Source organism: Enterobacter cloacae complex sp. SHL018, from assembly GCF_049237905.1.
Taxonomy (GTDB): Bacteria; Pseudomonadota; Gammaproteobacteria; order Enterobacterales; family Enterobacteriaceae; genus Enterobacter; species Enterobacter hormaechei_C.
Map to the genome: position 1 here is coordinate 120,435 of NZ_JBMKJE010000004.1, position 26,769 is coordinate 147,203.

Sequence of the window (26,769 nt, forward strand, 5' to 3'; positions counted from 1 at the left end):
GAGGTGAATAATCAGTAAGTAACAATATAACAAATACGGTAATTTTAATGAAGCAATCTGCGGCATACGTGAAGTAACGCTGCGCTGACACATGTCAGGACGTGTAGCGCCGCGTTTACGTTCATGCGAACGCCGGATTCGGGAAATCAACGGTCACCATAAGACCGCCTTCGGCTGACTTACTCAGATTGACCCTGCCGTTGTGTTGCTGCGTAACGGCTTTAACGATAGCAAGCCCCAGTCCACTCCCGCTTTGGGTCTGATTAGGATCGCGGAAGAACCTGTCGAACACACGCTCCCGCAATTCAACCGGAATGCCGGGACCCGCGTCTGAGACGCGCAGCTGAGCGGACTTATCACGCGATTGCAGTTGTACCTCAATGCGTCCACCCTCAGGGCTGTACTTCACGGCATTCTCAATTAAATTGTCGATCAGCGATACCAGACGTTCCCGAATGCCTGTGATATGGATTTCATCATCGGCGATGAATTCAAACTCAATTCTGCGCCCGGACGCCAGCGGTTCCAGGGCAGCCATTCGCTCCTGAATAAGCGTCGTCAGTGGCACAGGCGACATCACCGTGCTGATGTGCGCTTCGCTGTGCATCATCAGCAGAAGCTGATTGACGAGACGCGCAGCACGGCTATTGCTGCGAACAATGCCCGCAAGCAGCTCCTGCTGGCTTTCGCTGATGACCCAGGACTGCAACGCCTCGACGTTGATCCGCATCGCGGCCAGAGGCGTACGCAGTTCGTGTGCGGCATCGGCAATAAACATTCTTTCCCTTTCGGCGCTTTCCCGCACCCTGGCCAGAAAGTCATTAATCGCGTCGACTGTCTGGCGAAGCTCCCTGTGTCTGGGGACGGCTTTTAAAGGCGAGAGATCGTCCGGCGTGCGCAATGAAATTTCATTCACCACCTTGTTCCAGGGGCGCATCGCGATGCGGATGGACAGCCACGCGGGGAACAGAAGAAAAGGGATGCATATCATCAGCGGCATGACGTAGTAGCCGCGCGAGTTCAGATAGATAAAGAAATTCCAGCTACCGGCAGGGGTAAAAAGGGTGACTTCCACGTCGGAGTGCGCGGATTTGAGGGTACGGCTCGTCCATGTATGGTCCTCACTCTGGACATGCTGCATGACCCCCAGACGGCTATTTTTTACCCCCGTCGGCGCACCATCCGAAGAAAAAATAATCTCGTTATTCTTGCGAACAATGAGGTTGATGGACAGCTCCGGATCTTCGCCGCCGCCGTACCCCTCCCGCAGCGCCTTGCTGAACGCTGCCAGCACGGCATCACGCGCCTGCGGGCGATCGTCCATGCTCTCTACCAGGGAAAACAGGGTTTCGTAAGTCTCACTGCCCGTCAGTATGGGAGGGCTACGCAGGTCTTCCAGCAAAATGAAGGTTAAAAAGAGACACCAGAGCAACGTAAGCAGCAGCATCTGGGCGACCAGCATTCGCCTGACCAGCGTGGGAAGCCGGAGGTGGTGCCAAAAATTACGCATCAACCTGCCGCCTTCTGAACGGGTACGGTATCAATGACATACCCAACGCCTCTTACCGTTCGCACAAAACCATCGCCAATTTTTCGCCGCAGGTTACCCATATGCACGTCAAGCGCGTTGCTGAGGTTTTCTTTCGTGCCAAATATCCTTTCTTCCAGATACCGTCGCGTAAGCACGCGATCGGCGCGCAGCATTAACGTTTCAAGCAGCGCATATTCGCTTGCCGTCAGCTCAACGTGGCGTGCGCTCACCGTTACGCGACGCGTCGGAATATGAAGCGACAAACCGCGAATTTCTATTGCCTCATTTTCAAAACCGTAACTGCGCCGCGCAAGGGCTCTCACGCGCGCCAGCAGTTCGGCGAGAACAAAAGGTTTGACCAGATAATCGTCTGCACCTGCATCCAGCCCGCACAGGCGGTCCTGTAGCGTGCCTCGCGCCGTCAGGATGATGACGGGGACGCCCTTAAGCTGTTGACGCAGGCGCGTCATCAGGCTCATGCCATCGCCATCGGGCAGCCCCAGGTCGAGCAAAATAAGTTCCGGCACGCAGATCCCAAGCTGATGCAGCGCATCCTCTTTGCGGCGTACCCATATGACATCAAATCCTTGATCTGCAAGGGCGATACGCACGCCATTGCCGAGATCCAGGTCGTCTTCAATTAGTAGAATTTTCACATTGGTAACTGTATCAACAGTGCATGAAGAACAACTGAAGAAAAAACGGTAACAGGAATTCTTCAGGGTTTACAGAACCTTCACGTGCTTCAGCATTTCTTCATTTACGGCTCATAAGAACCTTAGGGTGAGTATTCAGAATGAGCGCTCTGGCGTTTAACACCGCTTGTATCGCAATCATCTGAATCCAAAGGGCTTCTTTAATGAGAAACATCACACTGCGTAATAGTTTCCCCCGTTCACGCATCGGTCGCAGCATGAAAAGCATCTTGCCGGGGGCCGTCCTGGCGTTACTGGCTACCCCGACCCTGGCGGCAGATCAGCCTCAGGGCAACGTGTTAACCCTGGGAGGCGGCGTGGATGTTGCGCCACGCTATTCCGGTTCGGACAAGAGCCGGGTCTCTGCGGCTCAGGTGGTTGATTACGCGATGGCCAATGGTTTTTTTGTCAGCACCACGCGGGGGATCGGCTACGGCAACAGCTTTGGTAACCTGGACTACAACGCAGCGCTGAGCTATCGCGCAGGACGTAAGGATCGCGACGTAAGCAGCGATTCGATCGCCTCCGGCAGCGACGACCTGCGAGGAATGGGTGACATTAAAGGCTCAGCTATCGTTGTGCCAGGGCTGGGATACAGGGTGACTGACTGGCTGACCGTGCAGTTGCAGGCAGAGGTCCCGGTTTCTGAGAGAGACAATGGTGAAGCTGTGCATTTCGGCATTGCCAGCCCGCTCTATACATCTCCGAAAAATGCGTTAACGCTGGCGCTGACCGGTAGCTGGGGATCCAGTAAGTATGTGCAAACCTACTACGGGGTGAATGCCGCCCAGTCGGCCGCATCGGGTTTTGCCCGACACGATGCCGGATCGGGAATATATGCGTATTCGCTGAACCTGGACTGGACCCATAAGCTTACCTCCCGCTGGAGCCTGCTTGCCGCAGCTGGCGTTACGCAGCTGACGGGAGAGGCTGGCGATAGCCCCATTGTTCAGCGAAAAACGTCTCCTGTGGGAAGTTTGAAGGTGACGTACAGCTTCTGATGGTTCAGCGAGGGGGAAGGTGCGTTTGTGACAAAACCGCACATAACCCCGTTGCAGGAGCCGGAAGTGCATAAAGCCCGCAGGATGGCGTGGCCCGAAGTCGGACCGTTCATCATGCGGGCTTTTTTATCACTGTTGACCCGATAACGCCTGTTCAATCGTACGGGTAATGACGTCCGGCTGGCTGACCATCGATACATGGCTTGCCGCTACCTCCGTGGTGTTGGCGTTGATTTTCTTCGCCATTGCGCGCTCTAGCTCAGGATTGATCATCCGGTCATTTTTGCTGACCACATACCAGCTCGGTTTGTCATGCCAGGCGGCATGCGCGATTTTCTCCCCAAACGCATCGGCCTTAATGGGGCCCTGCGTCGTGGCAATCACGCTGCGCTCAACGTCCTTCACGTCAGGGGCAAAATTCTCGCTGACCGCTTTTGTCGGCAGATATAAATACCCCTCTGTGGTTTTAGCGAGGCTGGCGGTCCCTGGCGGAGCAGGGTAGCTATTTGCCAGATCTGCCGTCGACTGGCCGGAATCCGGCGCAAAAGCGGCAACGTAAACCAGTGACTTCACGCGGGCATTGTTTCCCGCCTCGCTGATTACCGTCCCGCCCCAGGAGTGACCGACCAGCACCACATCCCCATGAGCCCGGGCGATAGCACGCTGCGTGGCGGCGACATCATCTTTCAGAGACGTGAGCGGAAGTTGTACCGCAATGACCTCGGTATGGTGTTTTTGCAGCCGGGTAATCACCTTATTCCAGCTGCTGCCGTCGGCAAACGCCCCGTGCACCAGCACCACGCTGGCTTTCGTCTCTGCCAGCGCGCTGGTGGAAACCGCCAGCACCATCGCTGTTAATACAGACAATGCTTTCATAACAGGCTCCTTAAAAGTGATGGATCGCGGCGTGTGGCGGCACGGTGAATTCAACGGTTTTATGGTCGATGGGTTTATGCGTCGGGTCGGCAACGACGATCGTCACCTTGTGCTTTCCTGCGGGCAGCCCGACCAGGATCACCGGCTCGCCGCTGGTATCAGCCCAGTGCCAGGGCGCGTCATCCACCACAACGTGAATATGGCCGATACGCGGAGTGACTTTCAGCGCGTCGGGTCCAAATACAGGTTCAATGCGCAGGTTTTCGACACGGTACTGAATAAAGACCGCACCTTTACTTAGCGGTCCCGCCAGCGGCGGATCGACAATCAGTTTTGCTGGCGGCTGGGGGTGTTCAGGCGGGGCGACGGCGGCTGGACCGTTGACATCAGCGGCGCTCAGACCATCCAACGGTGCGGCCATTGCGCCAGCAAAGGACGTCAGCGCGAATACAGGAAGCAGGAAATATCGACGAATCATCTGTGTCTCTCCTCATCAGTTTATTATGGCGAGGGATACAGAAGACCATTTTTATGTATCGGGGATGTTTGCTTTTGCGGGCGTTTTGTACCGGTTTGTCAGCGTAGCGCTCGGGATACAGTGCGATACAGTTTGTCTTCCGGGAGCGAACACGCTTTAGCGCTCGGGCGAATCCACCACAAGACCTGATTGCTGCGACTGAATTTTGTCCTGATGGTGATACCAGGCGCCAATGGAGGAATAAACAAAGCGGCCAAAGAAAAACAGGAAACTGATAAGCAGTATGATGCGGGTCATCCGGGTGTTAAATCGATGTCGTTTTCGCATACGCGTAGCCTGACTCACTTTCTTTTCCTGAGTATACCCTTTTGGGCGATACGGCTATTAAGGCACAGCCGCAAGTCAGGGTCAATTCGGCGAAATGTAAAATAGCGTCAATGCTTACATTAATTTATGTTATTAAAAACAACGCTTTTATTTATCGCATTGATAATTACAGGAAAAATATTCAAAAAAAACGTAAGAAAGGTTTATTCAGATAAATTAATTTGATTTAGGTCAACCGCATCCCGTCGTTGATATTTAAAATCCCTCCTCCACTGTGCTTGCCAGGAATTTTCCAGGCAACGTGTACGTCAGGTTGGATGCCTGTCTTCATTTACCCTCTGGAGCGCAAGGGTTGTAAACGAGCATCTATGAATATTCACCACATCCTGAAGCAAAATAAAGACCGCTGGTGGGCACTTCCTCTTATTTTACCCGTCGTGTTACTCCCGGTGCTTAGTGTGGCTAATACCTTAACGCAGTTGGGCGACGGTATCGTTGCGCTCTATTATCTCCCGCTCTCCTTTTTGCTGACGCTGATGTTATTCTTTGGCCTGGAAGCCCTCCCCGGGGTGGTGGTGTCGCTGTTTTTACGTTATTACCCCTCCGTTGGGTTATTTGAAGCCATGGCCGGCATTCTGCATTTTATCGTTCCTCTGGTGCTCAGTTGGGGCGGTTATCGCGTGTTTGCGCCCCGGCGCAATATGACCGCTTACGGTGACATACGCCTGATGGGGCAGCGTATTTTCTGGCAGGTGTTTTGCCCGGCAACGCTATTTCTGCTGCTGTTTCAGTTTGCGGTCTATCTCGGCGTCTATGAGAGCCGCCAGAGCCTCGCAGGACTGAATCCCCTCAATATTCGGACCCTTATTAACTATCAGGGGCTGCTGGTGAGCGGGCTGACGGGCGTGCCGCTAAGCTACCTGCTGATCCGCCTGATACGTAATCCGCGCTATATCAAGGGACTGATGTCCCAGCTCCGCGCGCAAATAGACAAAAAGGTGACGGCCTTTGAGTTTGTGGTGTGGTTTTTAGCCCTGGGCGGGTTGCTGGTCATGCTGCTGCTGCCTATGAATGCAAACAGTTCCATTTTCAGTACCAACTACACCTTGTCCCTGCTGATGCCCGTGATGCTCTGGGGGGCGATGCGCTTTGGCTACAAGCTGATGTCACTCATCTGGACGCCGGTCCTGCTGGTGTCGATTCACTTTTTTTATCACTACATTCCGGTGCAAGAGGGTTATGGCATTCAGCTGGCGATCACCTCATCCAGCTATCTGGTCTTTTCCTTCGTTGTGACGTACATGTCGATGCTGGCGACACGCCAGCGGGCCATCAATATTCGCTCCCGCAGTCAGGCTTTTCTCGATCCGGTGGTGCATATGCCCAACCTGCGGGCGCTGTCGCGCGAGCTGGCCAGTCATCCGTGGTCAGCGCTCTGTTTACTGCGCGTGCCCGAGCTGGAGGTGCTGGGACGCAATTACGGCGTGATGCTGCGGATCCAGTATAAACAGCAGCTGGCGCAATGGATAAACGGCACCCTTCAGCCCAATGAGCGAGTCTATCACCTCACCGGGTATGACATGGCGGTGCGTCTGGAGGCGGAGTCGCATCAACAGCGCATTGAAACGCTGGACGAGCATATCAAGCAGTTTGTTTTTATCTGGGATGGTATGCCGGTACAGCCTCAGGTCGGCGTGAGCTATTGCTATGTACGCTCACCCGTCAATCATCTCTATCTGGTGCTGGGGGAACTGGGCATCGTGGCCGATCTCTCCCTTTCTACCAACCACCCGGAAAATCTTCAGCAGCGCGGGGCTGTTCATTTGCAGCGTAGCCTGAAAGATAAGGTCGCGATGATGGGTCGTTTGCAGGCCGCGCTGGAGCAGGACGCTTTTACCCTGCTGGTTCAGCCTGTTCGCGGGCTGCGCGGTGATTGTTATCACGAGGTGCTGCTGCGAATGCGTGATGATAACGGGGCACTGATCTTTCCCGAGCAGTTCCTGCCCATTGCACAGGAGTTTGGTTTATCGTCGCGTGTTGATTTATGGGTACTGGAGCGTACGTTGAGTTTTCTGGCACAGCACCGCCAGCGTTTGCCGGGCCAGCGCTTTGCGATCAACCTCGCACCTTCTACCGCCTACAGGGCGCAGTTCCCGCTTGAAGTGAGCCGCCTGTTAGCCAAATACGCCGTTGAAGCGTGGCAGCTGATCTTTGAAGTGACCGAAAGCAGCGCCTTTGGTCATGCGGATCTGGCGGCGTCGACCCTCAGGAAATTACAAAAAATGGGCATCCGGATCGCCATTGATGATTTTGGCACGGGCTACGCCAGCTATGCGCGGTTAAAAAGCGTGGACGCAGACATTCTCAAAATCGATGGCGGTTTTATTCGCAATATTGTCAGCAACAGCCTGGATTACCAGATTGTGGCTTCCATTTGCCATCTGGCCCGGATGAAGAAAATGCTGGTGGTGGCGGAATATGTGGAAACGGAAGAGATACGTAGCGCGGTGCACGCGCTAGGTATCGATTATGTGCAGGGCTATTTGATTGGGTTGCCGACTGAGCTTGATACGTTGCTCAACACGCAGCCTTCTCAGGAGAGCGCCTGAGCCGTTACGCTGCCGCCTCAGAACTCTCTTCTTCAATCTTCAACAGCCAGCCGGTGACCGCTTCCCAGTACTGCTGCTCTTTTTCCAGATCCAGCAGCACCAGCGCGTTCTGGCTAAACCAGTCGTGCGGGAAGCTCAGCGTCCAGTGATAGTCATCCGTTTTTAGCTTCAGCGTCGGCGGCGTGGTGGTCGCCTGTCGCTGATTATTGAGCAACACGCCCAGGCGCAACAGCTGAATGAGTGGCAGGAACTGCTTTTTCTTAAATAACGTAAAGCGCGGCAGATCGTCGAGCTTGATGGCTTTGCGGTGATAGCGCACCAGCGTCGCCATCATGGTTTGCTGCTCCTGGTTGAAGCCAGGCAGGTCGCTGTTTTGCAGAATATAGGCTGAATGGCGATGCATGCCGCTGTGGTTAATGTTCAGCCCCACCTCGTGCAACATGGCGGCCCATTTCAACAGCGCGGCCAGCTGCGGATGCGCCAGCTTCGGATTCTGCTCCTCCCACTGCTCGTACATCTGAACCGTGGTTTCCAGCACCCGTTTCGCCTGTTCGCGGTCGATGTTGTACTGGTTGGCCAGGCTCTGCGCGGTGCGGCTGCGAATATCCTGATGACGGAAACGGCCTTCCATCTCATACAGCACACCTTCACGCAGGGCGCCGTCAGAGAGGCGCAGCTCTTTGATCGCCAGCGCGTCAAACACGCCGCAGAGGATCGCCAGCCCCGGTACGAACACGGCTCTACGTTCGTCGGACAGACCCGGCAAACTCAGGGCGTCGAAGCTCTTATGCTTAAGCACCTCTTCGGTGAGTTTCACCAGGCGCTCAGGCGTAATAAACCCGTCTTTTTCACCCATTGCCAGCAGCACTTCATGGGCCGCTTTAATCGACCCCGACGCGCCCAGCGCCACGTTCCAGCCCTGAATACGGTATTGCCAGGCCAGATTTTCCAGTTTTTGTACGGCGGCCATGCGCGCGCGCTGGAAGTTTTCGCGGGTGATGACGCCGCCCGGGAAATACATCTGCGCGAAGCTGACGCAGCCCATACGGCGGCTTTCCACCAGACGCGGCTCGAAGTCTTCACCAATCACCAGTTCCGTGGAGCCACCGCCGATATCAATCACCAGCTTGCGGCCTTTTTCCGGCTGCGTATGCTCCACGCCCATAAAAATCAGGCGCGCTTCTTCGTTACCGGAGATGATCTCGATCGGGTAGGGGATAACCTTTTCCGCGCGCTTAAGAAACTCCGGCGCGTTCAGCGCCTGGCGTAGCGTATGCGTCCCGACGATGCAGACGCTGGACGGCGAAAAGCCTTGCAGACGTTCTGCGAACAGCGACAGGCAGTTCAGCCCGCGCTCCATGGCCTCTTCACTCAGCATGTTACGCGCGTCGAGACCATCGGCCAGATGCACACGCTGCTTCAGACGACCGATGATCTGCATCGCGCCATCCACCTCGCGGGCGATGACCATATGGAAACTGTTTGAGCCAAGATCGACCGCGGCGAACTCCTGCGGGCGTGGGGTATTATCGTTTATTGGCATAGGTTAATCGGATTGCTCAAGTGATTTAATGTAATCGTAAATCGCCAGCTGCGAGCGCACTTTACGGCGATTGCCGCGCGGTACATAGCGATTACTGAGTTCTTTGTCGATATAACGTGCTTTCACCGTATCGCTGAACAGGATCTCGATAATGTCCAGGATACGCTGCTTAAGGCGAGGATCCAGCAGCGGTGCCGCCACTTCAATACGGTAATCAATGTTACGCGTCATCCAGTCGGCGGACGAGAGGTATACGCGCTTATCACCGGCGTTATCGAAAATATAGACGCGATCGTGTTCAAGATAGCGATCCACAATGCTGATCACGCGGATATTGTCGCTGATGCCTTCCAGTTCCGGAATGAGCGAGCACATGCCGCGAATGAGCAGATTTACCGGAACGCCGGAGCTGGAGGCCGCATACAGGCGGTCCACCAGCCCTTTGTCCACCAGATTGTTGAGCTTCAGCGTGATGCCGGACGACAAGCCGTTCTGCGCATTGGCAATCTCTTTATCGATCATATCGTACAGCAGGCGCCGTGAGTTCTGCGGTGACACCAGCAGATAATCGAAGCTCACCGGGCGGTACGGGTTCTCAATGAAGTTGAACACCCGACGCACTTCGTTGGTGATGCGGGCATCGGCAGTCAGCAGCGAATAGTCGGTGTAGATTCTCGCGGTTTTCTCGTTAAAGTTCCCGGTACCGATATGGGCGTAGCGCACCACGTCGTCGCCCTCTTTACGGGAGATCAGGAACAGCTTGGCGTGAATTTTCAGCCCTGGCGCGGAGAAGATGACGTGTACGCCCGCTTCCGTCAGTCGGCGCGCCCAGTGGATGTTGGCCTCCTCGTCGAAGCGAGCCTGGAGCTCAACCACCACGGTCACTTTCTTGCCGTTGTGCGCCGCGTGGATCATCGCATCGATGATACGGGAATCTTTCGCCACGCGATAAATGTTGATTTTGATCGCCAGCACGTTCGGATCGAACGAGGCCTGACGCAGCAATTCCAGCACGTGTTCAAAGGTGTGATACGGATAGTAGAGCAGCACATCCCGTTCGCGGATGGCGTCGAACCCGTTGCGGAACTTATCGAACCAGATATGGCGCAGGCGCGGCAGCGGTTTGTTCACCAGATTGGCCTTGCCGACGTTCGGGAAGCCAATGAAATCTTTAAAGTTGTGGTAACGCCCACCGGGGATAATGGAGTCGTAGCGGGAGATGGTCAGCTTATCGCGCAGCATCTCCACCATCGCGTCCGGCATATCGCGTTGATAGACAAACCGCACCGGCTCCGCCGTCAGGCGCTGCTTGAGGCTGGAAGACATCAGCTCCATCAGGCTGGCCTCCATCTCATGCACCAGATCGTACTCGGCGTCACGGGTCATCTTCATCGAGTAGGCGTTGAGCGCGTCGTAATCGAAGAAGCCTTTGAAGATATCGTCCAGGCAGTAGCGCAGGATGTTATCCAGCAGGATCATCGGCTTACGCCGGCGCGGGGTTTCCGGCGGCAGGTTTACAAAGCGTGGGACTTTATCAGACGGTATTTCCAGCAACGCGTAGTTAATGGTCTCACCACGAATGATTTCTACCGCCAGATAGGTGTAATCATCTTTCAGGAACTGCACCAGATCGGTTTCACGGTTGATCAGAATCGGGGTAATGTGCTGGCGCAGATAATGTTTGAAATAGTGGCGCAGCCAGTTTTGCTGATTCGCGGAGAGCTGGCGTTCGTTGATCAGGAAGATTTGGTTGCGTGCCATTTCCAGCAGCAGCTCGTTATAGAGGCCATCAAATTCCTGATCGGCTTTCATGACGCGAGACTGGATTTTTCCAAGCAGATGCCGCGAGTGGGAGTTTAAGCCCTGTTCTTCGCTGATGATGATTCGGCGTTTCAGTTCGGCGAAGCGAACCTTGTAGAACTCATCCAGATTGTTGGAATAGATGCCTAAAAAACGCATACGTTCAATCAGCGGGTTGCTTTTATCGGCCGCTTCCTGAAGTACACGTTCGTTGAATGCTAACCAGCTTAGCTCTTTCTCGATGTATAACTTTTCCTGACCCATTACAGCTCACACTCCAGTTCAATCACAGGACGTGGTAAATCCGTCTCGTCCTTATTATGGCGAGCATTTCCACGATATGTCCAACAGTGCCAGAAAAGTATGACAGTTATTTTTTTGTTGGGGAATTTAGAGGGTTGGGGGAGGGGGGGGCGGGTGGCGCTGCGCTTACCACGACCTACGGGACCGTAGGCCCGTGCAAGCGAAGCGCCGCCGGGCAATTCAAACAGACTACTCTTCAGCCGCATAACCCTGCGGGGGCAACTTCACGCCGTCCAGCCAGGCTGCGCCGTTGCGCATCTCCAGACGTCCATCGACAAACCAGCTTACCACCAGCGGATAAATGGCGTGTTCCTGCGTCTGCACACGTTCGGTCACGTCGTCTTCGTTGTCGCCGTCAAAGACCGGTACTTTTGCCTGCAAAATGACCGGACCGCCGTCCAGCTCGTCGGTGACGAAATGCACGGAGGTACCATGCTCCTCATCGCCGTTTTCCAGCACCTGACGATGGGTGTGCAGGCCGGGATATTTCGGCAGAAGAGAAGGGTGAATATTGAGCAGTCGTCCGGCGAAGTGTTCGACAAATGCCGGGCTCAGGATACGCATGTAACCCGCCAGCACCACCACGTCAGGTGCGTAGGTGTCAATCTCCTGCACCAGCTCACGGTCAAAGGCTTCACGCCCGGCGAACTGGCTGGCTTCCAGCGCGTGCGCAGGAATGTTCGCTTCCCGCGCGCGCTCAAGGCCGAATGCATCGGCCTTGTTGCTGAATACTGCCCGAATGGTGCCATTGATTTTCTTCTGTTTGCAGGCGTCTATGATTGCCTGCAAATTGCTTCCGTTGCCGGAAATGAGCACCACGATGTTTTTCATTCAATGACCACACGCTGTTCGGAATCGGAAGCTTTAATCGTACCGATTTTCCACGCGTTTTCACCTTTTTCTGTCAGCAGCTTAACCGCTTTATCCGCTTCGCTGGCGGGCAGGGCGATAACCATGCCCACGCCGCAGTTAAAGGTGCGGTACATTTCGTGAGAGCTCACGTTGCCTGCGGTTTGCAGCCAGTTGAAGACGGACGGCCACTGCCATGAGGATGCGTCGATCACCGCCTGGGTATTGTCCGGCAGCACGCGCGGAATGTTTTCCCAGAAGCCGCCGCCGGTGAGGTGAGCGATGGCGTGCACGTCAACGTTCTCAATCAGCTCCAGCACGTTTTTCACGTAGATGCGCGTCGGGGCTAGCAGGTGATCGGCCAGCGGTTTGCCGTCCAGCTCGGTGGTCAGCGGGTCGCAACCGCTCACTTCGAGGATTTTACGCACCAGAGAGTAGCCGTTGGAGTGCGGACCGCTGGAGGCCAGCGCAACCAGCACATCGCCGTCAGCCACTTTGCTGCCGTCGATAATTTCTGATTTTTCTACCACGCCGACGCAGAAGCCTGCGACGTCATAATCTTCACCGTGATACATGCCAGGCATTTCCGCGGTTTCACCGCCGACCAGCGCACAGCCGGATTGCAGGCAGCCTTCGGCGATACCGTTAATGACGCTGGCTGCGGTATCCACGTCCAGCTTGCCGGTCGCGTAGTAATCGAGGAAGAACAGCGGCTCGGCGCCCTGTACCACCAGGTCGTTGACGCACATCGCCACCAGATCGATACCAATCGTATCGTGACGCTTAAGATCCATCGCCAGGCGCAGTTTTGTACCGACACCATCCGTACCCGAGACCAGCACAGGTTCACGATATTTTTGCGGCAGCGCGCACAGTGCGCCGAATCCACCCAGGCCACCCATCACTTCCGGGCGGCGGGTTTTTTTCACCACACCTTTGATTCGGTCAACCAGCGCATTACCTGCGTCAATATCAACACCGGCATCTTTGTAGCTGAGAGAAGTTTTGTTGGTCACGGCTTAAATCCCCACGCGATTGCATAGCTAGTAAGAAAAATCGGCGCAATTCTAACAGTCCAGGCAAACGTTTGCGAGCCTATTCTCGGCGCGAGGATCTTTTTTCTGTGCGGGCTGTCCAGGGCAACAAACTTGACTCTGTTCACGAAAATGAAACCGGTTTCGGCGATCTGCTTGCAACGGCTATCCCCTTTGCACATCATCAAACTGAAACCGGTTTCTGTAACTGTTTTTGCAGAAAATAACGCAGAATGAGGGATAGCGAATGTCAGGATTTAAAGCAGGTTTTCTGTGGGGTGGGGCCGTTGCGGCGCACCAGCTCGAAGGCGGCTGGAAAGAGGGCGGCAAGGGCGTGAGCGTTGCCGATGTCATGACGGCAGGCGCCCACGGGGTACCGCGTGAAATCACCAACGGCGTGCTGGAGGGGAAAAATTACCCAAACCACGAAGCCATCGACTTCTATCACCGCTATAAAGAAGACATCAAACTCTTTGCCGAGATGGGGTTCAAATGCTTCCGCACCTCCATCGCCTGGACGCGTATCTTCCCGAAAGGCGACGAGCTGGAGCCGAACGAAGCGGGACTCAAATTCTATGACGATCTTTTTGACGAGTGCCTGAAGCACGGCATCGAGCCGGTGATCACGCTTTCCCACTTCGAGATGCCTTTCCACCTGGTGACGGAATACGGCGGCTGGCGCAACCGTAAGCTGATCGACTTCTTTGTTCGCTTCGCGAAGGTCGTTTTTGAGCGCTACCAGCATAAAGTGAAGTACTGGATGACCTTTAACGAGATCAACAACCAGGCCAACTTCCACGAAGACTTTGCGCCGTTTACCAACTCCGGGCTGAAATATGCGCCGGGAGAAGATCGCGAGCCGGTGATGTTCCAGGCGGCGCACTATGAGCTGGTGGCCAGTGCCCTGGCGGTGAAGGCGGGGCGCGAGATCAACCCGTCGCTGCAAATCGGCTGCATGATTGCCATGTGCCCCATCTATCCGCTGACCTGTGCCCCGGACGATATGATGATGGCGATGAACGCCATGCATCGTCGCTACTGGTTCACCGACGTTCACGTGCGCGGCAAGTATCCGCAGCATCTGCTCAACTACTTTGAACGTCGCGGCTTCGCGCTGGATATCACCGAAGAAGATAAAGTGGCGCTGACGCAGGGCTGCGTGGATTACATCGGGTTCAGCTACTACATGTCTTTCGCCACCAAAGCGACGGCGGACAACCCGCAGCTGGACTACGACGAGAGCAAGAGCCTGGTCTCTAACCCGTACGTGCAGAAATCGGACTGGGGCTGGCAGATTGACCCGGTGGGGCTTCGCTACTCCCTCAACTGGTTCTGGGATCACTACCAGCTGCCGCTGTTTATCGTTGAGAACGGCTTTGGCGCGATCGACGTGCAGGAGAGCGACGGCACGGTGAACGACCAGTACCGCATCGACTACCTTTCCGCGCATATCCGCGAGATGAAAAAAGCGGTGGTGGAGGATGGCGTAGACCTGATGGGCTATACCCCGTGGGGCTGTATCGACCTGGTCTCTGCCGGCACCGGCGAGATGAAAAAACGCTACGGCTTTATCTTTGTCGATAAAGATAACGAAGGTAACGGCACGCTGAACCGCAGCAAGAAGAAATCGTTCGACTGGTATAAGCAGGTGATTGCCAGCAACGGAGAGCAGCTATAATTGCCCGGTGGCGCTGCGCTTACCGGGCCTACGGGATGTGTAGGCCGGGTAAGCGTTAGCGCCACCCGGCAGAATCCCGCACCCAAGCCGGAGCCCAGCCTCCGGCTTTTTTGTTTTTGATTGATGTACGTCAAGCAAGATGGGTATGGCGCAATCCGAAAAAAGCGGTATAATCCCGCGATTTTTTTGCGGATGCCACCTCAGAGGAGAAAGAGAATGAAGATTGTGGAAGTGAAACACCCACTCGTTAAACACAAGTTGGGCCTGATGCGTGAGCATGACATCAGCACGAAGCGTTTTCGCGAACTGGCTTCTGAAGTGGGTAGCCTGCTGACCTACGAAGCGACCTCTGATCTGGAAACGGAAAAAGTGACCATCGAAGGCTGGAACGGTCCGGTACAGGTTGAGCAGATCAAAGGTAAAAAAATTACCGTGGTGCCAATCCTGCGTGCGGGTCTGGGCATGATGGAAGGCGTGCTGGAGCACGTCCCAAGCGCGCGTATCAGCGTGGTGGGGATCTACCGTAACGAAGAGACGCTTGAGCCGGTCCCGTACTTCCAGAAGCTGGTCTCTAACATCGACGAGCGTATGGCGCTGGTGGTTGACCCGATGCTGGCGACCGGCGGTTCGATGATCGCCACCATCGACCTGCTGAAAAAAGCGGGATGCAGCAGCATCAAAGTGCTGGTGCTGGTTGCGGCGCCGGAAGGTATCGCGGCGCTGGAAAAAGCGCACCCGGACGTTGAACTCTATACCGCGTCTGTCGACCAGGGACTGAACGAGCACGGGTACATCATCCCGGGGCTCGGCGATGCCGGCGATAAGATTTTTGGTACTAAATAATCGAATAACGATAAAGAAGCCGACTTTGATAGTCGGCTTTTTTTTGAATAAAAACCAACAATGACACTCAGAGGAAAACACTATGACGCGCCGTGCTATCGGGGTGAGTGAAAGACCGCCGCTTTTACAGACAATCCCGCTTAGTTTGCAGCACCTGTTCGCCATGTTTGGCGCAACCGTGCTGGTGCCAATCCTGTTTCACATTAACCCGGCTACCGTGCTGCTGTTTAACGGCATCGGTACGCTACTTTACCTCTTCATCTGTAAAGGCAAAATCCCGGCCTATCTCGGGTCGAGCTTCGCGTTTATCTCCCCGGTTCTGCTGTTGCTGCCGCTGGGTTATGAGGTCGCGCTGGGCGGCTTTATCATGTGCGGCGTGCTGTTCTGCCTGGTCTCCTTCATCGTGAAGAAAGCCGGTACCGGCTGGCTGGACGTGATGTTCCCGCCTGCGGCAATGGGGGCCATCGTTGCCGTCATCGGCCTGGAGCTGGCGGGCGTGGCGGCGAACATGGCCGGGCTGCTGCCTGCGGACGGTCAGTCACCGGATTCTAAAACCATCATTATTTCGCTGGTGACGCTGGGCGTGACGGTTTTCGGTTCCGTCCTCTTCCGCGGCTTTATGGCGATTATCCCGATCCTGATCGGCGTGCTGGCGGGTTACGCGCTCTCCTTCGTGATGGGCGTTGTGGATACCACCCCGATTGCCGAGGCGCACTGGTTCGCGCTGCCAACCTTCTACACCCCGCGCTTTGAATGGTTCGCCATTTTCACTATTCTGCCTGCCGCGCTGGTGGTGATTGCTGAGCACGTCGGCCACCTGGTGGTGACGGCGAACATCGTGAAGCGCGACCTGATCCGCGACCCGGGCCTGCATCGCTCCATGTTTGCCAACGGTTTCTCCACCATCATCTCTGGTTTCTTCGGCTCCACGCCAAACACGACTTACGGTGAGAATATCGGCGTAATGGCGATCACCCGCGTCTACAGCACCTGGGTTATCGGCGGCGCGGCGATCATCGCCATTCTGCTCTCCTGCGTTGGCAAACTGGCGGCGGCGATCCAGATTATCCCGGTTCCGGTGATGGGCGGCGTTTCCCTGCTGCTGTACGGGGTGATCGGTGCCTCCGGTATTCGCGTGCTGATTGAATCCAAAGTGGATTACAGCAAGGCGCAGAACCTGATCCTCACTTCCGTTATCCTGATTATCGGCGTGAGCGGCGCGAAGGTGCACATCGGCGCGGCAGAGCTGAAGGGGATGGCGCTGGCGACCATCGTCGGCGTCGGCCTGAGCCTGATTTTCAAGCTGATCTCAGTGATCCGCCCGGAAGAGGTGGTGCTGGACGCAGACGAAAGCGAAAAAGCGCCACATTGATCGTCATGCCGGGCGAAGGATCGCCCGGTTCTCTCCTTGCAGGTTCCGTGTTAAACTCCATTCCGATTTTATGTAAGATCTCTGGTTGAGGTATTTCTGAACGGACCGGCACAGCTCTCTCTGCCACTTTATCTCCCTGACGACGAAACTTTCGCGAGTTTCTGGCCGGGTGATAACCCCTCTTTACTGGCTGCACTGCAAAACGTGCTGCGCCAGGAACACAGCGGATACATCTATATCTGGTCACGCGAAGGCGCGGGACGCAGCCACCTGCTGCATGCCGCCTGTGCGGAGCTTTCGGCGCGCGGTGACGCGGTAGGCTATGTGCCGCTGGATAAACGCACCTGGTTTGTGCCTGAGGTGCTGGAGGGCATGGAACATCTCTCCCTGGTCTGCATCGATAATATCGAATGCGTGGCGGGTGATGAGCCGTGGGAAATGGCGATCTTTAACCTCTACAACCGCATTCTGGAGTCGGGCAAAACCCGGCTGCTGATCACCGGCGATCGTCCGCCGCGTCAGCTCAATCTGGGGCTGCCGGATCTGGCGTCTCGTCTGGACTGGGGGCAAATCTACAAGCTGCAACCGCTGTCGGATGAAGACAAACTCCAGGCGCTTCAGTTGCGCGCCAGACTGCGCGGATTTGAACTGCCGGAAGACGTAGGGCGCTTCCTGCTCAAGCGTCTGGATCGGGAGATGCGCACGCTGTTTGATACGCTCGATCAGCTCGATCGCGCCTCCATCACCGCCCAGCGCAAGCTGACCATTCCGTTTGTGAAAGATATTCTTAAGCTTTGAGTTTTTTGCCCGGTGGCGCTGCGCTTACCGGGCCTACGAAAACCCGTCATACCTTGTAGGCCGGGTAAGGCGCAGCCGCCATCCGGCTAAAGATCCCCCAACAAGTGCTCCACCAGCAGCGGAATCGGTCTTCCCGATGCCACGCTTCTGCCGTTCTCACGCCACAGTGCAGTACCGCTGATGTCCAGATGGGCCCACGGAATGGTCGGCGGGCAGAAGTGATGCAGCAACCACGCCGCCGAGGCGCTGATTGCCGCATTGTTGATCGGCGTGTTGCACAGGTCGGCGATGGCGCTGTCGGTCTGTTTTTTCAGCCGGGCGTCCAGCGGCAGGGACCATACTTCGTCACCACTGCGCTTACCCGCCAGCGTCAGCGCCGCGCGCAGCGGTTCATCCTGGGTCATCAGCCCGCTCAGCTCATACCCCAGCGCTTTCACCACCGCTCCGGTTAAGGTCGCCATATCAATGATATAGTGCGCCTGCGGATAGCGCTGACTCGCCCAGGCGATAGCGTCTGCCAGCACCAGCCGGCCTTCGGCATCGGTATTGTTGATTTCAACGGTGGTGCCGTTGCAGGCCATCGCCACCGTGCCGGGCTGCATGGCGTCGGGGCCGATGGCGTTTTCCGCCAGCGCCAGCACGCCCATGATGCGCACGGGTAATTTCAGCTCCGCAACGGTCAGCATCAGCCCGAGCACGTTAGCCGCGCCGCACATGTCATATTTCATGGTGTACATGCCCGCGCCTTCCTTCAGCCACAGGCCGCCGGTGTCAAAGGTAATGCCTTTTCCCACGTAGCAGCGCACCGGGCCATCAGACACGCCGTTATAGTGAATAGCCAGCAGGCGCGGTGGGCAGGTCGCCCCTTTGCCGACGGCGTGCAGCAACCCAAGCCCTTGCTCAACGATTTGCGTTTCATCCAGTACGTCACACCGCAGGGCAGGGCTGGCGGCACACAGTTTTTGCGCCTCATCCACCACAAACTGCGGCGTGCAGCGGTCGGACGGCATATCCGCCAGACGTCGCGCCGCAACCATGCCGAGCGCAATGGCCTGCTGCTGGCGGAAGGTCGTCTCCAGCTTCGCCTGCTGTTCCGGCAGGCAGAGGGCAGTGATGCAGGTAAGACGCAGCGCTACGTCCGTCTTCTTCAGCTTCAGGTCACTGAGCCTGTGCGCCTGATTAAAGAGAAAACGCAGTACCTGCGCCAGCACCACATCGTCAATATCCGTCACGTCCAGCACGAGTTCGGCGCTGGCGGGGGCGGCAAGCAGCGGTCGCAGGGCGGTGAGCAACCCTTCGGTCAGGGCGTCATGCCAGAGCGCATCCGGAAACAGGGTGATGCGGGCAAACGGCGCGCAGCCAAAGCGCGCGTCCGCGACGGTGCTCTGCTGGCGCATTTCAGCGATAAGAGCGCTATCCGGTAACAGGGAACTGTCAGCGCGCGCAATCAAATGGCTTTGCGGCTTCGCGTCTGAAAGCGCGTTGATAAACTGGTATGTGATCATCATGACTCCTCAATCGGTGCGCGGATCCGCGCGGCATAGGCCTGCATCCACTCCTCATCTACCGCGTGATAGTGCGTTTTCTCCCGCAGGCGTTCAGTACGGAAAACGGTGAGGGGCTGGCGAGCCGTCGCCACCACAAACGAGAAGGTTTTGATGTTGGTTGCGGCGCCAAATTCTCCTTTGCTGTTCATGCACACCACGGAGAGATCGCCCGCGCGACCGAAGCGCGACATCAGCTTGTCTTCCAGTTCGAACACCACCGAATCCGCCGCCTGCTGCGGCGTCATCCCTTGCGCCATCCGGCGAACGATTTCGTAGCTGGTACAGCCCTTCATCAGATCTTCACCGACGCCCGTGGCGGTGGCCGCGCCGGTTTCGCTGTCGCAGTAAAAGCCGGAGCCGATGATGGGTGAGTCACCGAGGCGACCGCGTTTTTTCATAAACAGGCCGCTGGTGGAAGTGGCGACGCTCATCGATCCCTGTTTATCGAGGCCGATGATACCGACGGTGTCATGTCCGTCGTAGGGGCTTAACCCCTTATCCAGCGTTTCGCGGCAGCGCTTACGGTAGTGTTGCATGGCGCGATCCGTGAGCATGGTTTTGTCGGCAAAGCCCTGGCTCAGCGCCCATTCGCGCGCGCCCTGGCCGACCAGCAGGCTGTTATAGCGCTGGCGGCTGAGCGCGTGCGCCACGCGTACCGGGTTGGCGATATCCACCAGATTGCCCACGGCGCCGAACGCCAGCGTGTCGCCGTCCATATAGGCCGCGTCCAGCTCTACCTCGCCGTTCTCGGTCGGCAGCCCGCCGTAGCCGACGGATTTATAAAACGGAAAGTCCTCGACGGCGGCGACGGCATCCACCACCGCCGGAGCGACAGGTTTGCCCGCAGCCAGCGCAGACGCAGATTCCGTGACGCCTTCAAGCGCCATTCGCCAGGTTGCGATAATTCCCCACATGCTTTACTCCTGTTTTGCAAGGGTGGTGTCGGTTTGCGTAGCGGTAGTCAGCTCCGCGGCGCGGTACTGTTTATCCAGGATACGCATGAAAGGCAGGTACAGCATGGCGCCAATCAGCAGGTTGATCAGCTGCATCACGCTGCCGCTCAGGTGCCCGGTGACGATAAAGCCGCTGATAACCGGCGGCAGCGTCCAGGGGATAAACACCCCGGTGGTGACGGCGACCGCACCAATTTTCATCGCCGCATACTGCACGGTGACCAGCACCAGCGGCACCAGATTGAACGGGATGAGCATGATCGGGTTCATGATCACCGGCAGGCCAAACAGGATCGGTTCGTTGATGTTAAACACCGACGCGCCCGCACCGAGGCGCGCTACTTCGCGCATGTTTTTGCTGCGGGCGAAAATCAGCATCGCAATCACCAGCGACAGCGTGGCGCCCGCGCCGCCCATCCAGATCATGTCAAAAAACTGTTCGGTGATGATGTGCGGCGGCGTCGTTCCCGCCTGGATCGCGGCGATGTTGTCGGTCTGGTTCTCCATCCACAGCGGGCGAATAATCCCGTTGATCATCGAACCGGAGTTAATGCCCACTGACCACAGAATGGTGATGCTGAATACGGTCATCAGCGCCCCGAAATAAGAGGTGCCGTAGTGGCGCACCGGGGTGGCAACCACTTCATAAATAAACTGGTGGATGGTGTGATAGTGGGTGTTTTCAAAGATGATGCGGATAAGCAGCACCAGAATCATCACCAGCAGGGCCGGGATCAGGGCCGCGAACGACTCCTGCACCGCCGGAGGCACGCCGTCCGGCATTTTGATGACCAGCTTTTTGCGCTTCAGCCAGCAGAACAGTTCCGTCCACAGCAGGGAACCGATCATCGCCACGAACAGCCCTTTGCTGCCAATCCACTCTACCGGCATCACGGTAATGCCGCCGTTTTCCGCCACTTTGATAAAAGGCGTCAGGATCAGAAACGCGACCAGCGCCAGGATGCCGCAGGAGATGCGGTCTTCACCATAATGCTCAGCCAGGCGGTAGGCCACCAGGAAGCTGATAAACAGCGACATGGTTGAGAACACCGCGTTAAACGGGATCTCTATAATTGCACTCCAGCTCTCACCAAAGGCCTGAGACATAAACTGCTGATAGGCCTGATTCGGGAAGGAGGAGATCACCAGCAGAATAGAGCCGACGATGATAAACGGCATGAATGACACGTAGGCGCCGCGAATGGCCCCAAGATGACGCTGCTGGGCCGTTTTCGCCGCCAGCGGCATCAGTTTTGCTTCAAGAAATCCCAGAACATTGTTCATTGTGAACTCCGTACAAGATTGAGGGGTGTTGTTTATGTTATGTCTGTGGATTATCAGTGAAGCGCGGCGAGCGAAAGGTGAAATTGGTCACAAAGCATTCGCTGCTCTGATATAAATCTCATAAGATTAGTTCCGGAGAGACGCGATGGAAATCAAACTGCATGCCAACGCCACCACCACACCGCGTATCCGTCGTTATCTTCAGCAGTCAGATAAAAGCGACAGGGAACTTGCCGTTGAGCTGGGGATCTCGGTCACCACCGTCAGGCGCTGGCGCAACCGCGACCAGGTTTCGGATAACCACACCACGCCAAAAGTGATACACAAAGCGCTGAGACAAGAGCAGGCGACACTGATAAATGCCCTGCGGGATATCACCGGGGCACCGCTGGACGATCTGCTGCTGCTGGTGAATGACGGACTCGGGATCGCCGTTTCCCGCGCGACCCTGAACCGCTACCTCAAACCAGCTTCAGTAAAACAAAAGGGGGCGTCGTTGCAGGGCAAAAAGGCGCTGAAGGCCGGTATCATGCCGCAGAAGCTGTTTCTGCATCATCAGCCGCTGTCGCTGCATATGGACGACGGTGGCGAGCAACACCTGCTCTGGGCGCGTGAACCCGTCAGCGGCTGGTGTTACGCCCGGCTTTATGCTGGCGTATCGCCGCAGTTGCTGACCCGCTGGACGAACGAGGTGCTGGCTGCCTGTCCGGCTGATATTCAATCTGTTGAGACTTTTGGGCTAGAAGTGAACTTGCCGGAGCATAACGTCACCGTAAAAGTGCATTCACAGTATTATCTCGCCCTTCAGGTCACCGTGCCGTTACGCGAAATCATTCCGCGGGTGAACAGTGAACCGATGGGAGAGCTGTTGATCCAATTGTGTGAGTTTTACAACCGGGGAAAAGCGCAGAAAAAGCTGGGAGAGCGTACGCCGCAGGCGTTTCTGGAAGCGCTGCGGCGTAACGATTAGACGATCTCGAGCACGTCTTCCGGCGGACGGCCGATACGCGCCTTGCCATTTGCCACTACAATCGGGCGCTCAATCAGCTTTGGATTGTCGACCATCGCCTGAATCAGCCGATCTTCAGTGAGACTGGTATCGTTCAGATTGAGCGACTTATACAGATCTTCTTTCTGACGCATCAGGTCGCGTGCGCTGCCCATGTTCAGCATCTTCAGCAGCTGGCGGATAGTCTGCGCGTCCGGCGGCGTCTCCAGGTACAGCACCACTTCCGGTTCGATGCCGTTAGACTTCAGCAGGCTGAGGGTGTCTCGGCTCTTGGAGCAGCGAGGGTTATGGTAAATTTTTACCGCGTCTGTCATGACTTCTCCTTTATTACATCTTCTCGTACGGCTTAAAGCGTTGTTGCAGGCCGCGCAGCTGGTCGATTCGCGCATCGTAGCGGGCCTGTTGCAGGCTGCCAAGCTTCACCTGCGAGCTGGCGCTGCTCAGCAGGGAAATGGCCTGATCGAGACGACCCGCCAGCGCCAGACCTTCCGCACGCGCGGCCAGCTCCTGATCGCGGTTACCCAGTTGCCCCTGGGCCTGGGCGAGCAGCTCCCAGCCGTTCTGGTCATCTTTATTGTTAAAGGTGTAGCGGTTCAGAATGGTCACCGCCTCGCCGGGCTGGCCGCCCTGTAGGTAGGCGTTCGCCAGGTTAAGCTGCAATACTGGATTATTACGAAGATCTTTCGCCCCTTTCAGGCGATTAATCGCATCGGTCGCTTTTTTCTGCCCCAGATCGATATCGGTGGCGAGGTCGAGATACCACGGATTGTCAGGCGCCGCCGCCAGCAGCGGCTGTAGCGCTTTTCGCGCTTCATCGTATTTGCTGGCCTCCATCGCCTGGAGCGCCTGACCATACTGCGCCGCGTTCTTCTCGCGCACGTTGCCTTTCGCCAGCGCGTCCAGCAGATCGCTGGTGAGCTGATTACGTCCGGAGTTGTACATGCCAAGCGTTCTCACTTTGGCCATGTAGAAATCCTGCGAAGACTGCACCACGACCGGACGCATCTGGTTGGCTCGGTTACGCGCATCCGAGAGGCGGCTTTCCGGCAGCGGGTGGGTCAACAGAATTTCAGGCGGGCGCGACGAGTAGCGTGCCTGGTCGAGCAGCTTTTCCAGGAAGCTCGGCATGGCCTGCGGGTCAAAGCCGGAACGCTGTAAAACCTGAATGCCGATGCGGTCTGCTTCCTGCTCATTCTGCTGGGTAAAGCTGATCATCCCCTGACGCGTCCCCGCCAGCGTCCCGGTGAGCGCCGCCATCCCGGCCTGCGGGCTGGCCATCGCCAGCAGAATAGAGCCCAGCGCGCCCACCCAGGTTAGCGGGGCGTTACGCTTCTGATCTTCCATCGCACGCGCCAGATGGCGCTGGGTGACGTGCGAAATTTCGTGCGCCATAACGGACGCCAGCTGGCTTTCGTTATCGGAATAACGGAACAACGCCGAATGCAGCACCACGTTCCCGCCAAAGAAGGCGAAGGCGTTGATTTCGTCGTTATTGATTAAATAGAAGTGGAAGGGCGTTTTTACCGAGTCGGCGTGCGCCACCAGACGCATTCCCAGACCGTTAATGTATTGCACCAGCAATGGGTCGTTAATCAGCGGAGCACTGCCGCGCAGCTGGCGTACGTAATAATCACCCATCTGCATCTCCTGCCCGATGGAGAGCGTGCTTCCTGCCGTGGTGCCCATGTCCGGCAATGAATCGGACGAGTCAGCGAAAGCGGGCAACACCTGACCCACCGTCACGGCGGCAATCAGTGTCGCAACCAGTGTTTTTCTCAACTGCCTGAACATAACCACTGTCCTGTATGTTGGATGTGCTAATTTGACCGATGAACCCGCATAACGTTCATCTCCACTGCTCTGCGAGTGTAGCCGTGTTAAGAGATGAAGAAAATCCCATTCATCAGGGTTTTGCGAAACCTGACAGTGAAACAAAAAGGAAAGTCTTTTTTGTGACAGTTAGATACAATTCACCGTCTCACTCCCGCCATTCGATTCAGGGAAGGGTTGTATGCTCGAAATGTTAATGCAGTGGTATCGGCGTCGGTTTAGCGACCCGGAAGCCATTGCTTTGCTGGTCATTCTGGTTGCCGGATTCGGTATCCTGTTCTTCTTTAGTGGCCTGCTGGCGCCGCTACTGGTGGCAATTGTGCTGGCGTATCTGCTGGAGTGGCCCACCGCTCGTCTGGAACATATCGGCTGTTCCCGCCGCTGGGCGACCAGCATTGTTCTGGTGCTGTTTGTCGGCATTCTGCTGCTGATGTCCTTCGTGGTGATGCCCATCGCCTGGCAACAGGGGATCTACCTGATCCGCGATATGCCCGGCATGCTGAATAAACTGTCTGATTTTGCCGCCACGCTGCCGCGCCGCTATCCTGCGCTGATGGACGCCGGGATCATCGATGCGATGGCCGAAAACATGCGCGCCCGCATCATGACCATGGGTGACTCGGTGGTGAAATACTCTCTGGCCTCGCTGGTAGGCCTGCTGACGCTGGCGGTTTACCTTGTTCTCGTGCCGCTAATGGTGTTCTTCCTGGTCAAAGATAAAGAGCAGATGCTGAACGCGGTGCGCCGCGTGCTGCCGCGCAATCGCGGTCTCGCCGGTCAGGTCTGGCAGGAGATGAACCAGCAGATCACCAACTACATTCGCGGCAAAGTGCTGGAGATGATTGTGGTGGGCGTGGCGACCTGGATTGGCTTCGTGATCTTCGGACTGAACTACTCGCTGCTGCTGGCGGTGCTGGTCGGATTCTCGGTTCTGATCCCGTATATCGGCGCGTTTGTGGTGACCATTCCGGTAGTCGGTGTGGCGCTGTTCCAGTTTGGTCTGGGTACGGAGTTCTGGAGCTGTTTCGCCGTATACCTGATTATTCAGGGACTGGACGGGAACCTGCTGGTGCCGGTGCTGTTCTCCGAAGCAGTTAACCTGCATCCGCTGGTGATTATCTTATCGGTAGTGATTTTCGGCGGGCTGTGGGGATTCTGGGGCGTGTTCTTCGCCATTCCGCTGGCGACGCTGATTAAAGCCGTGGTGCATGCGTGGCCGGATGTGCCGGCGGTGGAAGAGAAGTAGTTTTGCCGGGTGGCGCAGCGCCACCCGACACTCACTATCAGGCACTCTCTTTCAGCCAGTTCAACACCACGTCGTGGTGGTTGCTGGTTTTGAAATCATCAAACACGTGCTCAACTTTACCGTCAGCGCCAATCAGGAAGCTGATGCGGTGAATACCGTCGTACGTTTTGCCCATAAAGGACTTCTCACCCCAGACGCCAAACTGCTCGCAAACCTGGTGGTCTTCATCGGAAAGCAGCGTGAAGTTCAGCAGCTCTTTTTCCGCAAAACGTGACAGCTTCTCTGGCTTATCGGTGCTGATGCCCAGCACTTCCACGCCGACCTTTTTCAACTCATCCATGTTGTCGCGTAAACCGCAGGCTTGTACGGTACAGCCCGGGGTCATGGCTTTCGGGTAGAAATAGACCAGAACACGCTGTCCCTGGAAGTCGGTCAAATTTACTTGCTCGCCGTCTTGATCCGGTAAGCTAAATTTCGGTGCGATATCACCGGCTTTCAGTGGGTTCATTACTCAACTCCATCCTGTTCGTGCTGCGAATAATCGACGACGCTTATACTGCCTTGCGCGTGTAATTCTGTACAGAGGGCTTTGAACGCTTGCTCGATATTTGACGCATCCTGCGAGGCAGGGCTGTGTGCGGTAATTTGTATAAACAGCGTCGGGATTGCGTTCTCATCGCCCGGCTGCGTGCGGGAAACCAGTTCGGCAATGTTCATCTGATGGCTGTCAAACAGCGCCGTAAAACGTTCAATCAGATGAGGTGAATCAGGCACTTCAACCTGTACCCAGACCGTGGCAGGCAGAGCCGGACGCGGACGCGCGGTGGTGCGCTTCATCACAATCAGTAAATCCAGCTCTGCGCCTTTCAGCGGCAGGGTAGATTCGATGAGGGTAATGGCATTCCATGTTCCGGAAAGCAGCATAATAAACGTGAACTCTTCGCCAAGCATAGCCAGCCGGCTGTCTTCGATGTTGCAGCCGCAGCTGCTCACGTGGCGAGTGATGGTATTCACGATACCCGGCCTGTCAGCACCCAGCGCAGTGATAACCAGGTAATGTTGTGATGAGGTTGTCAAACCTGTTCTTCCTTTGCGTGGTTAAGTCTTCCTAAGGAAAGCATAAAAAAAACATGCATACAACCGCCTGAGAGCCTCAGGTCGCT

The 26,769-nt window shown here is 56.2% G+C and carries 24 protein-coding genes; 8 read left to right on the plus strand and 16 right to left on the minus strand.

What is annotated here, in order from left to right; genetic code table 11:
* Nucleotides 1-121 precede the first annotated feature (121 nt).
* Together ACOTY5_RS16190 and ACOTY5_RS16195 are read right to left on the minus strand one after the other, a co-directional pair.
* Nucleotides 122-1,510: a sensor histidine kinase gene (locus tag ACOTY5_RS16190; protein ID WP_045142500.1), complete on the minus strand. Its 1,389-nt coding sequence runs from the start codon at nucleotides 1,508-1,510 to the stop codon at nucleotides 122-124.
* The gene (locus ACOTY5_RS16195) at nucleotides 1,510-2,187 is read right to left on the minus strand and encodes a response regulator (RefSeq protein ID WP_017383516.1); all 678 of its coding nucleotides are present in this window, start codon (nucleotides 2,185-2,187) and stop codon (nucleotides 1,510-1,512) included. The genes ACOTY5_RS16190 and ACOTY5_RS16195 overlap by 1 nt, the downstream gene beginning before the upstream one ends.
* A gap of 203 nt (nucleotides 2,188-2,390) precedes the next feature.
* Between ACOTY5_RS16195 and ACOTY5_RS16200 the strand changes: the two genes are divergently transcribed.
* Complete coding sequence (locus ACOTY5_RS16200; protein ID WP_045142501.1) at nucleotides 2,391-3,227, plus strand: MipA/OmpV family protein; 837 nt, start codon at nucleotides 2,391-2,393, stop codon at nucleotides 3,225-3,227.
* Between the two features lie 129 nt (nucleotides 3,228-3,356).
* Here ACOTY5_RS16200 and ACOTY5_RS16205 read toward each other — a convergent pair whose 3' ends face one another.
* The 3 genes from ACOTY5_RS16205 to ACOTY5_RS16215 all read right to left on the minus strand — a co-directional run bounded on the left by ACOTY5_RS16205 (nucleotide 3,357) and on the right by ACOTY5_RS16215 (nucleotide 4,908).
* Nucleotides 3,357-4,103 carry an alpha/beta fold hydrolase gene (locus tag ACOTY5_RS16205; RefSeq protein ID WP_017383514.1) on the minus strand — a complete coding sequence of 249 codons (747 nt, stop codon included), beginning with the start codon at nucleotides 4,101-4,103 and terminating at the stop codon, nucleotides 3,357-3,359.
* 10 nt (nucleotides 4,104-4,113) lie between these two features.
* On the minus strand, nucleotides 4,114-4,581 hold the full coding sequence (locus tag ACOTY5_RS16210) for a DUF6130 family protein (protein ID WP_045142502.1): 468 nt from the start codon (nucleotides 4,579-4,581) through the stop codon (nucleotides 4,114-4,116).
* Between the two features lie 156 nt (nucleotides 4,582-4,737).
* A complete protein-coding gene (locus ACOTY5_RS16215; protein ID WP_017383512.1) occupies nucleotides 4,738-4,908 on the minus strand; it encodes a YfgG family protein in 171 nt (56 codons plus the stop codon).
* A gap of 368 nt (nucleotides 4,909-5,276) precedes the next feature.
* Here ACOTY5_RS16215 and ACOTY5_RS16220 point away from each other — a divergent pair, with 368 nt between their 5' ends.
* Nucleotides 5,277-7,517 (plus strand): EAL domain-containing protein, encoded by a 2,241-nt coding sequence (locus ACOTY5_RS16220; RefSeq protein WP_421631974.1) that lies wholly within the window; start codon nucleotides 5,277-5,279, stop codon nucleotides 7,515-7,517.
* 4 nt (nucleotides 7,518-7,521) lie between these two features.
* On the opposite strand, the gene ppx is transcribed toward ACOTY5_RS16220, so the two are convergent.
* From ppx to purM, 4 genes are all read right to left on the minus strand, one after another.
* On the minus strand, nucleotides 7,522-9,060 hold the full coding sequence (ppx, locus tag ACOTY5_RS16225) for an exopolyphosphatase (RefSeq protein WP_062934019.1): 1,539 nt from the start codon (nucleotides 9,058-9,060) through the stop codon (nucleotides 7,522-7,524).
* A gap of 3 nt (nucleotides 9,061-9,063) precedes the next feature.
* Nucleotides 9,064-11,124, minus strand: a complete 2,061-nt coding sequence (gene ppk1 / locus ACOTY5_RS16230; RefSeq protein WP_017692942.1) for a polyphosphate kinase 1 — start codon at nucleotides 11,122-11,124, stop codon at nucleotides 9,064-9,066.
* A gap of 228 nt (nucleotides 11,125-11,352) precedes the next feature.
* On the minus strand, nucleotides 11,353-11,994 hold the full coding sequence (gene purN, locus ACOTY5_RS16235; protein WP_045141749.1) for a phosphoribosylglycinamide formyltransferase: 642 nt from the start codon (nucleotides 11,992-11,994) through the stop codon (nucleotides 11,353-11,355).
* Entirely contained in the window at nucleotides 11,991-13,028 is a 1,038-nt protein-coding gene (gene purM / locus ACOTY5_RS16240; RefSeq protein WP_017383509.1) for a phosphoribosylformylglycinamidine cyclo-ligase, read from the minus strand. Before purM ends, purN begins: the two co-directional genes overlap by 4 nt.
* Nucleotides 13,029-13,293: 265 nt before the next feature.
* Between purM and ACOTY5_RS16245 the strand changes: the two genes are divergently transcribed.
* The 4 genes from ACOTY5_RS16245 (at nucleotide 13,294) to ACOTY5_RS16260 (ending at nucleotide 17,737) form a co-directional block, all read left to right on the plus strand.
* Nucleotides 13,294-14,724 carry a 6-phospho-beta-glucosidase gene (locus ACOTY5_RS16245; RefSeq protein WP_023295128.1) on the plus strand — a complete coding sequence of 477 codons (1,431 nt, stop codon included), beginning with the start codon at nucleotides 13,294-13,296 and terminating at the stop codon, nucleotides 14,722-14,724.
* A 216-nt stretch (nucleotides 14,725-14,940) separates the two neighbouring features.
* Complete coding sequence (upp, locus tag ACOTY5_RS16250; RefSeq protein WP_003860560.1) at nucleotides 14,941-15,567, plus strand: uracil phosphoribosyltransferase; 627 nt, start codon at nucleotides 14,941-14,943, stop codon at nucleotides 15,565-15,567.
* An 82-nt stretch (nucleotides 15,568-15,649) separates the two neighbouring features.
* Entirely contained in the window at nucleotides 15,650-16,939 is a 1,290-nt protein-coding gene (gene uraA / locus ACOTY5_RS16255) for a uracil permease (protein WP_017692944.1), read from the plus strand.
* 96 nt (nucleotides 16,940-17,035) lie between these two features.
* Nucleotides 17,036-17,737 carry a DnaA inactivator Hda gene (locus ACOTY5_RS16260; protein ID WP_211482948.1) on the plus strand — a complete coding sequence of 234 codons (702 nt, stop codon included), beginning with the start codon at nucleotides 17,036-17,038 and terminating at the stop codon, nucleotides 17,735-17,737.
* An 86-nt stretch (nucleotides 17,738-17,823) separates the two neighbouring features.
* Here the strand turns inward: ACOTY5_RS16260 and ACOTY5_RS16265 are convergent, their stop codons facing one another.
* Genes ACOTY5_RS16265 through celB form a run of 3 tightly spaced genes read right to left on the minus strand, consistent with a single transcriptional unit; the run spans nucleotide 17,824 to nucleotide 21,521 of the window.
* Nucleotides 17,824-19,242 (minus strand): leucyl aminopeptidase family protein, encoded by a 1,419-nt coding sequence (locus tag ACOTY5_RS16265; protein WP_045141748.1) that lies wholly within the window; start codon nucleotides 19,240-19,242, stop codon nucleotides 17,824-17,826.
* Nucleotides 19,242-20,198, minus strand: a complete 957-nt coding sequence (locus ACOTY5_RS16270; protein WP_017383506.1) for a N(4)-(beta-N-acetylglucosaminyl)-L-asparaginase — start codon at nucleotides 20,196-20,198, stop codon at nucleotides 19,242-19,244. Before ACOTY5_RS16270 ends, ACOTY5_RS16265 begins: the two co-directional genes overlap by 1 nt.
* 3 nt (nucleotides 20,199-20,201) lie before the next feature.
* Nucleotides 20,202-21,521: a PTS cellobiose transporter subunit IIC gene (gene celB, locus ACOTY5_RS16275; RefSeq protein WP_032619279.1), complete on the minus strand. Its 1,320-nt coding sequence runs from the start codon at nucleotides 21,519-21,521 to the stop codon at nucleotides 20,202-20,204.
* Nucleotides 21,522-21,666: 145 nt separating this feature from the next.
* On the opposite strand from celB, the gene ACOTY5_RS16280 reads away from it, so the two are divergent.
* Nucleotides 21,667-22,491 carry a homeodomain-like domain protein gene (locus ACOTY5_RS16280; protein ID WP_045141747.1) on the plus strand — a complete coding sequence of 275 codons (825 nt, stop codon included), beginning with the start codon at nucleotides 21,667-21,669 and terminating at the stop codon, nucleotides 22,489-22,491.
* On the opposite strand, the gene arsC is transcribed toward ACOTY5_RS16280, so the two are convergent.
* Both arsC and bepA read right to left on the minus strand, forming a co-directional pair.
* Nucleotides 22,488-22,844 carry an arsenate reductase (glutaredoxin) gene (gene arsC / locus ACOTY5_RS16285; protein WP_017383503.1) on the minus strand — a complete coding sequence of 119 codons (357 nt, stop codon included), beginning with the start codon at nucleotides 22,842-22,844 and terminating at the stop codon, nucleotides 22,488-22,490. The two genes, ACOTY5_RS16280 and arsC, sit on opposite strands and share 4 nt — an antisense overlap.
* Nucleotides 22,845-22,857: 13 nt before the next feature.
* Nucleotides 22,858-24,321 (minus strand): beta-barrel assembly-enhancing protease, encoded by a 1,464-nt coding sequence (gene bepA / locus ACOTY5_RS16290; RefSeq protein WP_015572197.1) that lies wholly within the window; start codon nucleotides 24,319-24,321, stop codon nucleotides 22,858-22,860.
* Between the two features lie 220 nt (nucleotides 24,322-24,541).
* Here bepA and ACOTY5_RS16295 point away from each other — a divergent pair, with 220 nt between their 5' ends.
* Nucleotides 24,542-25,606 (plus strand): AI-2E family transporter, encoded by a 1,065-nt coding sequence (locus tag ACOTY5_RS16295; RefSeq protein WP_003860546.1) that lies wholly within the window; start codon nucleotides 24,542-24,544, stop codon nucleotides 25,604-25,606.
* Nucleotides 25,607-25,643: 37 nt separating this feature from the next.
* Here ACOTY5_RS16295 and bcp read toward each other — a convergent pair whose 3' ends face one another.
* Together bcp and ACOTY5_RS16305 are read right to left on the minus strand one after the other, a co-directional pair.
* Complete coding sequence (gene bcp, locus ACOTY5_RS16300) at nucleotides 25,644-26,114, minus strand: thioredoxin-dependent thiol peroxidase (RefSeq protein ID WP_045141746.1); 471 nt, start codon at nucleotides 26,112-26,114, stop codon at nucleotides 25,644-25,646.
* Nucleotides 26,114-26,683: a glycine cleavage system transcriptional repressor gene (locus ACOTY5_RS16305; RefSeq protein ID WP_000213743.1), complete on the minus strand. Its 570-nt coding sequence runs from the start codon at nucleotides 26,681-26,683 to the stop codon at nucleotides 26,114-26,116. Before ACOTY5_RS16305 ends, bcp begins: the two co-directional genes overlap by 1 nt.
* Between the last annotated feature and the right edge of the window lie 86 nt (nucleotides 26,684-26,769).